This is a genomic window from Gardnerella sp. KA01001, from assembly GCF_049244025.1.
Classification (GTDB): domain Bacteria; phylum Actinomycetota; class Actinomycetes; order Actinomycetales; family Bifidobacteriaceae; genus Bifidobacterium; species Bifidobacterium swidsinskii.
In genome coordinates, this window is record NZ_CP058366.1 from 1,093,590 (window position 1) to 1,107,273 (window position 13,684).

Annotated in this window: 13 protein-coding genes; 5 read left to right on the forward strand and 8 right to left on the reverse strand. The window is 39.2% G+C overall.

The window, feature by feature from the left end; translation table 11 throughout:
* Window positions 1–3 precede the first annotated feature (3 nt).
* From HXT59_RS04405 to HXT59_RS04425, 5 genes are read left to right on the forward strand one after another with little or no spacing between them, the layout of a single operon-like run.
* Entirely contained in the window at window positions 4–1,053 is a 1,050-nt protein-coding gene (locus HXT59_RS04405; protein ID WP_421784173.1) for a DUF881 domain-containing protein, read from the forward strand.
* 2 nt (window positions 1,054–1,055) lie between these two features.
* Entirely contained in the window at window positions 1,056–1,388 is a 333-nt protein-coding gene (locus tag HXT59_RS04410; RefSeq protein ID WP_004106615.1) for a small basic family protein, read from the forward strand.
* Window positions 1,389–1,391: 3 nt separating this feature from the next.
* Window positions 1,392–2,228, forward strand: a complete 837-nt coding sequence (locus HXT59_RS04415) for a DUF881 domain-containing protein (protein WP_004108919.1) — start codon at window positions 1,392–1,394, stop codon at window positions 2,226–2,228.
* A gap of 18 nt (window positions 2,229–2,246) precedes the next feature.
* Window positions 2,247–2,687: an FHA domain-containing protein gene (locus HXT59_RS04420; RefSeq protein WP_004108920.1), complete on the forward strand. Its 441-nt coding sequence runs from the start codon at window positions 2,247–2,249 to the stop codon at window positions 2,685–2,687.
* On the forward strand, window positions 2,665–3,270 hold the full coding sequence (locus tag HXT59_RS04425) for a MerR family transcriptional regulator (RefSeq protein WP_421784175.1): 606 nt from the start codon (window positions 2,665–2,667) through the stop codon (window positions 3,268–3,270). Before HXT59_RS04420 ends, HXT59_RS04425 begins: the two co-directional genes overlap by 23 nt.
* Before the next feature lie 594 nt (window positions 3,271–3,864).
* Here the strand turns inward: HXT59_RS04425 and HXT59_RS04430 are convergent.
* The 8 genes from HXT59_RS04430 to HXT59_RS04465 all read right to left on the reverse strand — a co-directional run bounded on the left by HXT59_RS04430 (window position 3,865) and on the right by HXT59_RS04465 (window position 13,684).
* Window positions 3,865–4,599: an HAD hydrolase-like protein gene (locus HXT59_RS04430; protein WP_116431669.1), complete on the reverse strand. Its 735-nt coding sequence runs from the start codon at window positions 4,597–4,599 to the stop codon at window positions 3,865–3,867.
* Window positions 4,592–4,939 carry an RNA polymerase-binding protein RbpA gene (locus HXT59_RS04435; RefSeq protein ID WP_004106625.1) on the reverse strand — a complete coding sequence of 116 codons (348 nt, stop codon included), beginning with the start codon at window positions 4,937–4,939 and terminating at the stop codon, window positions 4,592–4,594. Before HXT59_RS04435 ends, HXT59_RS04430 begins: the two co-directional genes overlap by 8 nt.
* A 109-nt stretch (window positions 4,940–5,048) precedes the next feature.
* Complete coding sequence (locus tag HXT59_RS04440) at window positions 5,049–7,682, reverse strand: DEAD/DEAH box helicase (RefSeq protein WP_285089210.1); 2,634 nt, start codon at window positions 7,680–7,682, stop codon at window positions 5,049–5,051.
* A gap of 27 nt (window positions 7,683–7,709) precedes the next feature.
* Window positions 7,710–8,051, reverse strand: a complete 342-nt coding sequence (locus HXT59_RS04445) for a hypothetical protein (protein WP_064622067.1) — start codon at window positions 8,049–8,051, stop codon at window positions 7,710–7,712.
* Between the two features lie 2 nt (window positions 8,052–8,053).
* On the reverse strand, window positions 8,054–9,973 hold the full coding sequence (locus tag HXT59_RS04450) for a helix-turn-helix transcriptional regulator (protein WP_004108930.1): 1,920 nt from the start codon (window positions 9,971–9,973) through the stop codon (window positions 8,054–8,056).
* A gap of 293 nt (window positions 9,974–10,266) precedes the next feature.
* Window positions 10,267–11,706, reverse strand: a complete 1,440-nt coding sequence (locus HXT59_RS04455) for a UTP--glucose-1-phosphate uridylyltransferase (RefSeq protein WP_004108932.1) — start codon at window positions 11,704–11,706, stop codon at window positions 10,267–10,269.
* Window positions 11,707–11,915: 209 nt separating this feature from the next.
* Complete coding sequence (locus HXT59_RS04460; protein ID WP_004108936.1) at window positions 11,916–13,001, reverse strand: amino acid ABC transporter permease; 1,086 nt, start codon at window positions 12,999–13,001, stop codon at window positions 11,916–11,918.
* 5 nt (window positions 13,002–13,006) lie between these two features.
* Window positions 13,007–13,684 (reverse strand): ABC transporter permease subunit, encoded by a 678-nt coding sequence (locus HXT59_RS04465; RefSeq protein ID WP_004108938.1) that lies wholly within the window; start codon window positions 13,682–13,684, stop codon window positions 13,007–13,009.

Below are 13,684 nucleotides of genomic sequence, written 5' to 3' on the forward strand. Positions count from 1 at the left end.
CATATGACTAAGCAAGATGAATTTGTTAGTTTAAAAGATAGTATCAAAGATTTAGATGTAAAACATACGTCTCATAAAAGCACTATGCCAATGTCTTTTGCTGCTCCTGATGGGATGTCGCTGACTAGGCGTAGGGCATTATTTTCGCACTCATTTACTGGTATTTCAACGCATCATGTTGTAATGTCTTCCAGTGGTTTTGCTCACAATCATGATCGTAGACGTTATATTGACGATTATGCTTTGCGTCTTATTGATGATTTAACTAATCGTCCAGTTGATCCAATGTTTATGGATGCAAGGTTAAGTAAACAACCTGTTAAACCGTTTAATCTGTGGTTCACTAGAGCTATAGTATTTTTATTGTGTGTTTCTATTGGTACTGTTGGGAGCCAGTTTGTTCGCAAATTGCACACTGATCCTAGAAAAGCAATACGTTCTTCATTAGCTAATGAGTTGTCTGGCTATACGTCTCGTTTCGATAAGCTTGTAGAAGAAGTAACGTCATTGAGAAATAACGTAGATCATGAGTCGCAAAAAATTACTACGCCTGAAGAGGATGAAGTTAGTAAATCAGATGATATGGTTAATGGCACTCATGCTGTAGAAGGTTCTGGGATTACTTTGACTATTGCTAATCCTATTTCTGCTTCGAGCGATGTGAATAGCGGTTCTTTACCTCGCGAAAGTAATGGCGCAAGAATGCGATTAGTTACAGATCGTGATATTCAACAATTTGTGTCATTATTGTGGGAAGCAGGCGCTGAAGCTATTTCTGTTAACGGGCATAGACTTGGAGCACAAACTTCTATTCGTGTTGCTGGTCAAACTATTCTTATTGGAGTTAATCAAACTCAAAGTCCATATGTTATTGAAGTTATTGGCGATTCTGATGATTTAATTAAACAATGTAATGATATGAAACGCATGAAATGGTATGCATCTTTAGTTAATGCAGGCATTAATCCACAGGTTTCACCTTCGAGAGTTATACGACTCAATGCAGCAAACACAGGCGATATTAGTTTTGCCAATGAGAGAATTAGGAGATAAGCATGGCAGCGATTTTTGGATTAATTTTGGGAGTATTAATTGGAGTTGTTGTTCATCCAGATATTCCTATTGTCATTCAACCTTATTTACCTATTATGGTCGTTGCAGCACTAGATGCGTTGCTTGGTGCTGCACGTGCATATTTTGAAAGAAACTTTTCGGATAAAGTTTTTGTTATTTCATTCTTCTCAAACGTTATAGCAGCTACGTTGCTTGTTTTGCTTGGAAATCAGCTTGGCGTAGGTGCGCAATTACAAACTGCAGTTATCGTTGTTTTAGGAATTCGTATTTTCTCTAACGTTTCTGCAATTCGTCGTTTCATCTTCAGGAGTTAGCATATGGTTTCAATGTTTTCTCATTCTCCACAAGATGATGATATTCTTCATAAAATGCGTCGTCAAAAATCGCATGATCGTGAAAGTGATGAAACTCAAACTGGATCTTTCCCAGCAGTTCATCGTAAAGTAAAATCTTCACTAAGCGGTCACGTTACTCGAGCGCGTATATTTACGGGCTTTTTAATGATGTTGCTCTGCGCTTTATTAGGTTTTGCGTACATGATTCAAGTTAATCGTAGCAACTCACTTTTGTATGAAACAATGAGCGAAGAAGAATTGACTCGTCTTATTACAGAAACTCATTCTCAAATTCAGAGTTTGGAAAGCCGAAAAAGTGAATTAACAGGTCAGCTTAATTCGTTGCGTGAAGCAGTAGATAAACAAGATGAAGCTCGTCGTATTGCTCAGCAGAATGCTCAAGCAAATGGTCTTATTTCTGGACGTCTGCCGGCAGTAGGTAAAGGTATTGTAGTTCACATTACTGCAGGTGAAAAAGAGAATATTGATGCCGCTACGATGTTTCAGCTAATAGAGGAATTGCGAAATGCTGGCGTAGAAGTTATGTCTATTAACGATGTAAGAATAGTTACTTCAAGCTATATTTCGCAAACTAAACATGGTCTTATATGCGACAATATTATAATTGATCCTCCTTATATTGTGAAAGCAATTGGTGACCCTCAGAATTTGCAAAATGCTGTTAATATTGCAGGCGGTGTTGGGTCGCGTTTAAAAATTAAATTTGGTTCTTCTGTAATGGTTTCAGTGCCTGATGAAGTAGAAATTACTTCGACACGCGAACCAAAACAGTACGAATATGCAAAACCAGTCGAGTAACAAGGTAGAATAGCAAGTATGACTGAACCGATTCCTACAGCTGGCGAAACCACTATTATTGGTATGCCAGCTATTCATATTCCAATGAATACAACTTCAGATCGTCCTATGCAGCAGGATGATTTTGATACTATAGCGAAATTACTTCCTGGTACTGCGTTGTTGATTTCAACTAGGGGAGCAGTGTCTGGTTCTCGCTATCTTCTCGATGAAGATTTAGTAACAGTTGGACGTGATTCGCATGCTGATATTTTGTTAGACGATTCTACCGTTTCGCGTGCGCATGCAGTGTTTAAGCGCCATAATGGCGTGTTTAGCATTTCAGATTCTGGAAGCCTAAACGGTACGTATGTAAATCGTGAACGTGTTGATGAATCAGTGCTGCATAATGGCGATGAAATTATGATTGGCAAATTCAGACTGGTATTTTTCGCACATGACGCAGTCACAGTCCGATAATGTGATTAATGCAGTACAGGGGGAGCTTTTTAACTTTTCCTTGTCTGCTGATCACGCTTCAGGATACCGTGGTAGTGTCGCTATGAAGGTTGCCGGTATTACTTACCGGCAACTCGATTATTGGGCTCGTAAAAGCATTATAGAGCCTTCAATTCATGCATCTAGCGGTTCTGGTTCTCGTCGTTTGTATTCTTTTAAAGATATTGCGATTATGGCTGTAGCTAAAAGGCTGCTTGATGCTGGCGTTAATTTAGTTAATGTTACTACGGCTATTATTTTTCTTAATCGATACTCAGAAGAACGCTTAAGAAATATGACTATTATTTGTGATGGTCAATCTGTTCAAGAGTGCGATGAGAATCAAGATAATATGCGTCGTATGCTTGCTTCTGGTTTAGCAGTATTTGCTATTGCTGTTGGTCGCATTGTTTCTAGAGTGGAAGAGGACTTATCTTCTGAAAATTCTGTTGATACTACGCAAGTTGAAGAAAAAAGTAGTAAGTCTACTCACAAATCTTATTCAAAACCTACTTCTCATACATCTTCAAACTCATGGAGTCTTGTTCAGGAAACGTGGGGATAATGGCATGTTCGTAGTTGTTATTATCGCTGTTATTTGCTGGTTTGCTTCAGTATCATTGTTTTTATATAGTTTATTTGCTTGCGTGCGTTTTTTAGTAAAATTTCGAAAAAATGCTTATTTGAAATCAAATAGTATTAGCAATAGTAATAAGAGAAGTTCTATTGGTTTAATGCCTTGGAGTATTGTTATTACGCATTGTTGTGGGCTTCCTTGCGCAATGCTTGCATACATGCTTTTGCATATTGTTCGCGATTTTGGATTTGTTTGTGATGATTATTGGTTATTAATGAGATCAACGCTGATTGCGTCATATGCGATTATTATCGCGCTTATTTTTGCTAATATTTTTGCAATGCTATTTTGTGCGTACCGAAGTTGCAAGTCTTAGATTATTTAGCAAGAAGTATCGTAGGGATATTATTTGATAGTAGTGTGAGACTTTGTTGGTTGCGTTTGATCATTATCTCTAATTTGACATAACGTACATTATCGGATAAATATCAAGCAAATTTTATAGTCAAATAATAAGCTCAATCGACAGAAACTGTGCAGCGTTGTAAAGAAAAAGCTGTTACGACAAAAATTCTGATTAGATTAAGCGAAATATTCGCAAATTGCAGTGCTTAATTCGCTTACGCTATCAATAATTCTGTAAGATCCGTGTGCTTCAAGCTCGCCAGGCTCAGCATAGCCCCAAGCGCATCCCAAGCAATCCAAGCCGCAATCTTTTGCTCCATCAGCATCAGTCCAACGGTCGCCAACCATCAAAGCTCTGTCGCCTTTTTCTGGATTGTAATCAATCTCATCAAAAACATAACGAATAACTTGAGTTTTGCTAATACGCGACATATCTTTACTCGCGCCATAAATTCCGTCAAGATACTTCGTTAAACCAAAATAATCGCAAATAGGCTTTACTTGATATTCTGGCTTGCAAGATGCGGTTGCTAAATAATATCCAGCTTCACGAAGTTTTGTGAGTTGCTCAAGTATTCCATCGTATACTTTGTTGAGTAGGCATCCTGAAATTTTTTTACCAGGATTATTAGGATCATCAAAAGTTGCTACTTCAGAATAATACTTGCGATACGTAGCAAGTCCCTTTGCTAGCAGCGATTCAGGCACATTATTGCGTTGAAGAGATTCTAAAATTGAAGGACCTATAAAACGGTGCATTTCAGCATCGTCCGGAATAGGCTGTTTCAACTCTTTCAATGCAAGCTTTGCGCAAGTAATAATACCAGCATCTGACTTTGTTAATGTGCCATCAAGATCAAGCAGAATAATGTGACGACTAGTACATCCTGAAGGCACTGAGAATTCACTCATAGTCAGGAATCCAGCCCTCATGATGCATTTTTAGACGCTTGTCTAGTAAAGTTTTTAATTCTTCTTCACTACGACGTTCAAGCAGCATATCCCAATGCGTCCTAGACGGCTTGTTGAAATCATCATCTGGGCGATCATCGTCGCCTTCGCGATGTGCAATCGTGCCGCAGCGGCATTCCCACTCTTCAGGAATTTCTGCGCCTTGAGCAAAAGGAAGAATCGTGCGATGCCCCTTTGGGCACACATACACAACATCATTTCGTGCAGCGAAATCTACATTATCGTCAGATTCCAATGATTTCGCACCAATGCTCATACCGCGTAAACTGCGTTCTGCCATAGTATCTCCTTGTGTAGTACTTTATAAAATTACCGAATTGCACGGACTATATATATAAAAACGATTTATATATACAAAATACATGCGTTTTATTTGTATACGCTCATACTTATACATCTGAGTATGCTACAACTCCACGGTTTAATAGTTTTGCAGCTTCATAAGCGCATGAAGCAAGATTTTTATCTACGCCATCTATAGCTTGTAAATATTCTCCTGTTGCAAAAAGTTGAGTAAGTAAATCAATAAGACGTTTAGTTTGACGCACGAAATCTCCTCCAGTGCTGTCGGTATTGCGCAAAATTTCAGCTAGATCAGCACCATTAGCCCAATCGTACATAATATCTACAGCACCAAATTCAAGCGGTCTTAACGCTGGCAAATGAGCGTCTGCGCATAATGCGCTAGTACGCATAAATAATTCTTTCATTCGCAATACTGTATTAAATATCGCGCCATCCTTGCCGCCTGGATATCGTCTAGGTTCTCCCCCTGCAGGTCCTCTAGATTCATAAACTAATGCAGACAAGCACGATAATAATTCAAGCGGCGAAAGATCATTAAAAATTCCCTCGCAAATAGCTTCAGCAAATACAATGTCTAGTTCGTTATACAACCTTCTTAACAATTGACCGCGCTCAGTAAGGTGCAAAATTTGGTTTTGTGAAGAATCTTCAGATTGTAAATAATCCAAACTGTACAATACGTCACAAATATGGTCAAAAGTTCTAGCAACAGAACCAGTACGAGATTCGTAGCGTTCACGTACTTGATCAAGTTCCTTATGTTCTCTAATCCAATGGTAGCCCCAACGCAAATGTTGTTGAATATCTGCACAACCTGCACACGGATGCGTTCGCTCAGCTTCTCTAAGATTTGCAATAACATCATCCAACGCTTTAAACGCTGCTGTGCGTTCTGCATCTGTGCGGAATAAAGTATGTTTAAGTTTACGGCGTTGATCGTGTTGAGCTTCTTTAAGCTTCATGCGTAATTGTAAGAATTCAGCAAAATCTCCATGTTCGCAGTGGAATGCTTCTTCATAGCCTTTAAGAGCTGTTTCAAGTTCGTTCATGCGATTATGTAAACGTTCAGCAGAAGCATTAGCTTCCCATTGAGCAAAAGAACAATCTAGTGTTGTTCTAGCAGTGTCTGCATCGCTTGAGTTCAGCAAATTAACTGCCATATTAAACGTAGGAACGAAGCTGGAATGTAGCGGGTATACGCGTTTACTAGAAAGTGCTGCAGCTTGTTGAGGGACGAAATCAGCATGATCTACAAGAATTGCGTAACCAATATCGTCAATTCCACGTCTTCCAGCACGACCTGTAAGTTGCGTAAATTCTCCAGGCGTAAGAGGTACATGCCCAGTGCCGTCAAATTTTACTAGCTTTTCTACAACAACGCTTCGAGCTGGCATATTTAAGCCTAAAGCAAGTGTTTCTGTTGCAAAAACAACTTTAATAAGTCCGCGTTCAAATAGTGTTTCAACAATGTGACGGAATAATGCAATCATACCGGCATGATGTGCTGCAAATCCTTGTTCGAGAGCAAAACGAAAACGTTCAAAGCTTAAAGCGTGTAAATCTTCTTTAGAAAGTTGATTTGCAACCATACTGTCGACAATTTTACGTATTTCGTACATTTCTTCATCAGAGGTAAGTATTAATCCTGCGTTTAAACATTGTTGAACAGCTTGATCGCATCCGGAACGAGAGAAGATAAAATAAATTCCTGGCAGCATTCCTAGGTAATCTAATTCGTCAATAACAGCCCAGCGGCGAGGAGTATGTCGTTTCGCGCATTTATCTAACTGTGCAACTCCCCCGTTAACTCTGTGTTTCTTACCTTTTCTGTAACGGTATTTGCTATCGCTGTAAGATTCTTTACGGCGACGAGCTCGGTACTCGAATTCATTAAGTTTCCTAGTCAATGCAGGGTTAACGCGCTTAGTTACGTTTCCATTATTGTCATGGTCGTATAAATCGAGTAACTCAGGCTCAGTTGCAGAATCCTCTTGAATAACAACATGTCTTTCTAAAGGCACAGGTCTGTGTTCGTCGACAACCAAATGAGTTTCTCCACGCACTGATTCTAGCCATGCAGAAAAATCTTCAACATTTGAAACAGTTGCAGACAACCCAATAATTTTCACCGATTTCGGAAGGTGAATAATAACTTCCTCCCACACAGCTCCGCGGAATTTATCTGCAAGATAATGAATTTCGTCAAGAACGACAAAACCTAAAGATTGCAACGTAATCGAATGCTCGTAAAGCATATTTCTTAAAACTTCAGTAGTCATTACAACAATGTCTGCTTCAGGATTTACAGAAGTATCGCCAGTTAATAACCCTACTCTGTCTGAGCCGTACAGTTCGCAGAAATCGTGATATTTTTGATTACTTAAAGCTTTAATAGGTGTTGTGTAAAAAGCTTTTACATTGCGATTTTGCGCAAGAAATACAGCAAAATCCGCAACAACAGTTTTACCAGCTCCAGTAGGAGCAGCAACTAAAACATTATTGCCATTTTCTAGTGCATCAATAGCTTCAAGTTGAAAATCATCAAGTTCAAAAGACAAAGAACGCTCAAATTTAGATGCCATCGAGTGCTCGTGCTTCATTATATTTTTAAAAGCTGCGAAACGTTGTGAAGGAGATAATACTACATCATTCTCATTGCAGTCAGTTGGATTGCCTGATTTATTTTTGCAGTCTTTTTTCTGTGATAAATGAGACATAAAAAGTATTAGTCGCTTTCTTATATGCTATAGCTGAATGTCTTCTTCGCGAAGAGATTTTTTATCCCAATGCTGCCATATTTTACGGTGATTTTCGCGAATTTTTTGATGACGCTCAATAACTTTTGTGTGCGTTCGCTCATATCGATTCGTTGCATCTTTAATAGGAAGTGTAAATAATGGATCTCGAGGATTTTCATTATCTTCTTTATTTGGTTCATGCAAACGTTCAAATCTAGAAGAAACGTCTTCGGAAATACCAAAACAGACCTTAGCTATTTTTATTGCGCTTAAAATGACAATAACAACTCCTAGCGCTACCATTATCAGCATAAAAACTGTTATGAGTAGCCAAATCCACCAAGGCATTGTTATTCCTCTGTATTCGCATTATCAGCGTGATTAACGCTTAATTCACGTTGAGCGCGAGCAATAATCATACTGCGCAATGTTTCAGGAGCAACAGCTGTAATATGACGTGCGTGAGCAATGCAAAAAGCAACGAACCATGAATCAGAAGAAACAGTAAGATGGACTTTTACTCCGCTGCCACAAGTTTCCATAGTGGCTCCAGAAAGATTCTTCAAAAAGTTCAATTCTGTTTCATCGGTAATGAAGCAAGTTTCAGTTCCGTTATCAAAGCTCCACTTGCGAAGTTCACTAACTGGCACATCTGGAATTTTAACTTGAGATACAGGCTCTACAACTTCTGCACGTTCAATACGTGCTACGCGAAGAACTTGCCAAATGCGAGGCAATCCATTCGCTTTATTAATTGTCGTATCTTTAGCAACAAATTCACGTTTATCTTCTGGTGTTTGCTGCTCTACATCAGTCCATACTGCAACATAGTAAACGCCTTCATCAACGTAAATCTTCGACGGTGCAACAATCTTGCGACGAATACGTCCTGCCCCGTCAGTGTATTCCATATCTAGTAAAGATCCAGAGTTAATAGCACTGCGAACAATAGAACAATTTCGAGGCTCAATTTCGTAACCTGTTAAACTCAGCCATGGAGTTTGACCAGGAAGAACATGACGGCGAAGACGCTTATACAAGGATTCAGCTTGTGTGCGCTGTTCAATAGGCAAAAGCAAGGAATGCGCCAAATAATTAGCAGACGCAGTAAGCATGCTCAAATATTGCTGTGAAATTCCAGCAAGTCTTTCCAATCCTAAAGAGTTAGTAGCAGAAACAATTCCCTCGTTCTCAAGAAGAGTCCAATCTATATCAAAGAATTGGCTTCCGGCCATTTCCCCATCGTCAGAAACAGTAGTAAGAGTATTTATATCCTTGTGAAGAATTGTAACAAATCGACGAAGTTCATCATCGCTTTTTGGTCTACCAATAAAACGCTCAGCAAGCTCGTCTAATGGGAATTCCTCTCCAAGATGAGCAGACAAGAAAAGCATCAATCGAAGCCTACGATCTACTTCACTTCCAGTTTGGAATGAAGAGCCTTTTTTGGTATGCGATTTATCAGTGTTGCTATTTTGTTCTTCAATATTTTGCGCTTCTTGTATAGCACCTTCTTCATCTTTTTGCTCATTTTCGTCATATTGAGCAAAATTAACTGCTGCGTGCAAACGGCGATGGAAAGCATCAACTGCTTCTTGAGGGCTTACTACGCTAGATCCAGGATGTTCTAGTACAAACATCGCTAAATCGTCAGCATCAGTATAAGCAACGTTTAAATGTTCACCATCGACATCCACAGTTGCGGCAAATCTGCGAGAATCAATAACTTTTACCAATGAATCAGGTAGCATTTGTGTTCCAAGACCAGGTGCGATTGAATCTAATCCTAAGCCAGGAATAGGAGTTTGTGGAACTCTAGGAGCAGTGCGAGAAGTGCGCTGTTGCTCGTGTTGACCTGAATCAAGAGAAGAAATAGACATTGAACGAGCAAGATAATTTGCTGCAGCTAAAACTGGTAATTCAGATTGGTCGAAACGTAAACGTACGCGAGGCTCATCGCCTAATTGCAAACGATAAGACGCAAAGTCTTGACCTTCGGACTTCGAAGAATATTCTGGCTGCCTAGACTCTATTGCAATACCCATAGCAGCAAGCTTTGCGCGATCTCGCTGGAACTGTTTTGCGAATGCTGCTTTAGCTGCTTGATCTGCAAGCTCACCGTATGAATCTGCATATGCCTTTACGCGCTGTGCAATTTGACGCGAAGTCAGCCATTGCGGGAATGCGGAAGACAATACAGCGAGTACATCTAACTCGTGTTTGCCCCATTTGTCGGAAAAACGTCGCCTTCCGTTGCTTCCTTCTACCATTAGTCCTCACGTATCATGTTTGTATCAATTTACTTATGTGCCTTGCATACAAGCGACTACGAAATGCAGCAAAACTTGTGTTGCAATATTGCGCACACCTTTTCTATTTTAATGGTGTTTTGCGGTACGTGTGGACATTTTTTTAAAAAACTTCTAATAATTATATATTTTTTATTCACACGAACATCAACAACGTTGAAAATACGCCATTTTTTCGCGACACGCCATATAATTTTTTTATAGATAATTTTATTTACTATCAATAAAAATCGCATATTTGCAAGAAATCTGCTTTAAACCCAAGAGTCTGGTTCAATTCCTTGCGGTCCCACGAATTCTCCATTTGGCACATAACTTGGTTCTCCTGTATCTTCTAAAACAGCGTCAGCAAACATTGAAACTTGGTTTCCAAATGTCCAATCTCCCCTAATAGTTACTGATTTTGCAGCAGCTAAAGCTGGAACAGAATATGGGAATCTTTCGTTGAAATCATTGATGTTTTTGTAATAACGTGGATCCAAATCAATATCAGGAAATATATAGTTACCATCTTCCATTTCATATGAATCAGTAAGATGGAATCTATCTGATCGCATAATAAATAAGTCATTGGTTGTTTTAACAGGCAAGAAACGCATGCGATCAACTTCTACGCAAATTGCGTCATCGAAAAGTGAAGCTATTGCTCCCATTGCTGTTTCCAATTGCACTACCGGAGTGCTGCTTTCGTCAGTTGGGTCAACAGTTTTGTGATTAAAAATAACAGGCAAAGGCAAAATCCCTTTGTGCTCTTTTAACTTTTTTTCTAGAGCATCTACACGAACCCAAATATTATTTGTGTTGAAGTATGGATGTTTTTTAATGCTTTGTGCGCTTCTACGATCCTCAGGATGAACCTGTGTCATTTCTCGTAGCATTAGTCTTCCTGTTTTCGCGTCCCTAACAATGTGACCGCCCTTACGATCTGCTTGAGTTCGCTTCGCAACCTCAATCATGATAGGTGCGCCAGTATTTTCAAAATGTTGAGCAAGAGTGCGCGACGGTCTAGCACCTAAATTGTCAGAATTTGAAATAAACAAATACTCAATTCCATTTTCTTTAAGAGTATGCAATAAATCAGATTCCCACAGAGTTGAAAAAATATCGCCGTGACCTGGAGGACACCATTCAAGAGATCGATCTTCCTTGTGAGAAACCGGTTCTCCAGTTTCCTCTACTAATTTTGGTTCTTGATGTTGAATAATTTCTACAGGAATATTGTCTTGCACAAACTTGCGATTGCGTTTTAGTACTTGCAAAGTATCATGAGACGTGCGGAAAGAATTCATGAAAATAAGCGGAAGATTAACTCCTAATCGCTGACGAGCTGTAAGAACTTGTCCAATAATAATATCAATAAAGCGCATTTGGCGAGCTTTATGCCTACGAACTGGTAGTAAAGATTTTGCGCAAGACAAGCCCATAGATGTTCCCAAACCGCCATTTAATTTAATAAAAGCAGTTTTTGCGAATGCGTTAACAGCTTTGTCGTGATCAATAGTTTCGTAAATTTCGTGGAAAGTTGGAACGCTTTTAATAGGTTCAACCGTGCTCTCGCGAATAAACTCCGCAGACTTATCCCCTGATTTATCTAAATTCCAAGCATTATATAAGTGTTTAAATTGTTCAATAGCAATTTCGCTCATGCCTTGTTCGCGCATCTTTGCAGCGGACAACTCAAACGCGTCATCCATGTAAAAGCCTCCTCGTATGCATGTGACCTTAATAGTTTAGCGATTTGTGCGTTGCTGCGCAAATATTGCTTTTAACGGTTATTTTGAAATACTATTATGATTCTACCAAAGTTAGAAATTGCAAGATAGAAAATAATAAGCGCAGCCAATAATAAATACCGACTGCGCTTATGAGAAAATTTGCTACTAAACACCACTAAATATGAAATTTAGTTATTTTCTGCATTGTTGTCATCATTTTCTTCCGGTTCATCGCCAGTTTTTAGATGATGCTCGTCGTAGCCTTGCAAGTAACGAGTGTGGCGCCAATGGTGAATAGAAGCGTTCGTACCGCGATGATGTACGTGATACTTACGTGGAGTACCGCCATAAGGAAGCTCTTTAACTTCGCTAGCAACTGCCATTTGGTTCACATTAGAAGGATCCATAATAGCAATTGGAGCAACAGGCTCTGGTTCTGTTGGAGCGGCAGTTCGATTCTTCAAGTGCGATGGCAACCATTGTGCAAACCAAGACAATGCCAAGCAAATAAGGAAATATATTACTGCTGCAACGCTTAATGTTTGCAAAATATTAAAGTACATTGATCCGAGTCTGCGCGATTCCTGAAGCAAATCAGTGTACATAATAATTGAACCAAGTGCAGTATCCTTCAAAACAACTACAAGCTGAGTTACTGCTGCAGGCATCATAGCAATAATTGCCTGAGGCATTTCAATTTGTGTCAATGATTGGTACTCGCTCAATCCTAATGCAAGTGAAGCTTCTCTTTGACCGTTTGGCAAGTTGCCAACACCTGATCTAACAAGTTCTGCAACAACAGAACCGTTATACATAATCAGTGCCAAAACAACAGCCCAGTATGATGATTCTTTCATACCAGAAAGTGCGAATGCTCTCCACAAGAAAATCATAAGCATCAATACTGGTACTGCGCGGCAAAATTCTACTACTATTGCGGAAATACTACGAATAATAAAATTAGGTAGTAAACGGCAAAGTCCGAAGAATAAGCCAAATACAATAGAACCAACTACTGCAAGTAACGATGCTTTTAGTGTCATCCATAATCCAGGAAGATAAAAATCAACCCAGGCTTCAGATTCGAGTGCAGGATTCCAAAGCGTCCAAGAAAGTTGGTTTTCTCCCTCTGGAGGATTGCTCAAACGAACGAGAATAGCAATAATGCAAATAACAAAAATGCAACCGGCAATAATATTAGCTATGCGAATTTTCTTAAGAGCTTTTGGACCTGGAGCATCGAATAATAATGATTGTTCACGTTGTTTAGCCATTGTTATCACCTTCTCACAGCAAGTTTATTTGACAAATAAGTAGTCAAAATGCCGATAGGAATGATGAGCATAATGTATCCGCAAGCGAAAATTAAGAAGATTGGAACAATCAAATCTGCATGTTTCTCAATCATTTCGCTCATCATTGTTGAAGTCTCAGTGGCAACTGATGCTGCAGCAGCAACTGTAGAATTCTTAAGCAAAGCAATAAATGTATTACCTAATGGTGCTACTGAACCGCAGAAAGTTTGTGGAAGAATTACTTGTGTTGCAGATTGGAAGAAATTTAATCCAAGGGCGCGGCAAGCTTCTGCTTGACCAACAGGCACGGTATTAAGACCAGATCTCAATGATTCGCAAACAAATGCTGCAGTATAAAGCGACAATCCGGCAACTGCCAGCCAGAAGAAATTCACTTCAAAAATTGAGGAGAATCCTATCTTAAGCTGAGCGTAAACGCCTAAAACCATGAAAACCATAATGATGGTAAGTGGCATGTTTTTAAACAATTCAACATAAACTGTAGCAATCATGCGTAATGATGAAACAGGGCAAATGCGCATAGTAACAAGAATTACGCCAATAATTGATGAAAAAAGTACACTCCATAAAGTTATTTCAATATTAACCAAGAATGCTCCTGGAATATTGTAGGAGGTAAATAGCTGCATAAAATCTTGCAT

Bases quoted from the DNA above. Each gene is read 5' to 3' on its own strand.
- HXT59_RS04440 (WP_285089210.1), bottom strand. From the start codon at position 7,682: ATGTCTCATTTATCACAGAAAAAAGACTGCAAAAATAAATCAGGCAAT.
- HXT59_RS04445 (WP_064622067.1), bottom strand. From the start codon at position 8,051: ATGCCTTGGTGGATTTGGCTACTCATAACAGTTTTTATGCTGATAATG.
- HXT59_RS04410 (WP_004106615.1), top strand. From the start codon at position 1,056: ATGGCAGCGATTTTTGGATTAATTTTGGGAGTATTAATTGGAGTTGTT.
- HXT59_RS04460 (WP_004108936.1), bottom strand. From the start codon at position 13,001: ATGGCTAAACAACGTGAACAATCATTATTATTCGATGCTCCAGGTCCA.
- HXT59_RS04465 (WP_004108938.1), bottom strand. From the start codon at position 13,684: ATGCAAGATTTTATGCAGCTATTTACCTCCTACAATATTCCAGGAGCA.
- HXT59_RS04455 (WP_004108932.1), bottom strand. From the start codon at position 11,706: ATGGATGACGCGTTTGAGTTGTCCGCTGCAAAGATGCGCGAACAAGGC.
- HXT59_RS04430 (WP_116431669.1), bottom strand. From the start codon at position 4,599: ATGAGTGAATTCTCAGTGCCTTCAGGATGTACTAGTCGTCACATTATT.
- HXT59_RS04415 (WP_004108919.1), top strand. From the start codon at position 1,392: ATGGTTTCAATGTTTTCTCATTCTCCACAAGATGATGATATTCTTCAT.
- HXT59_RS04420 (WP_004108920.1), top strand. From the start codon at position 2,247: ATGACTGAACCGATTCCTACAGCTGGCGAAACCACTATTATTGGTATG.
- HXT59_RS04425 (WP_421784175.1), top strand. From the start codon at position 2,665: ATGACGCAGTCACAGTCCGATAATGTGATTAATGCAGTACAGGGGGAG.
- HXT59_RS04435 (WP_004106625.1), bottom strand. From the start codon at position 4,939: ATGGCAGAACGCAGTTTACGCGGTATGAGCATTGGTGCGAAATCATTG.
- HXT59_RS04405 (WP_421784173.1), top strand. From the start codon at position 4: ATGACTAAGCAAGATGAATTTGTTAGTTTAAAAGATAGTATCAAAGAT.
- HXT59_RS04450 (WP_004108930.1), bottom strand. From the start codon at position 9,973: ATGGTAGAAGGAAGCAACGGAAGGCGACGTTTTTCCGACAAATGGGGC.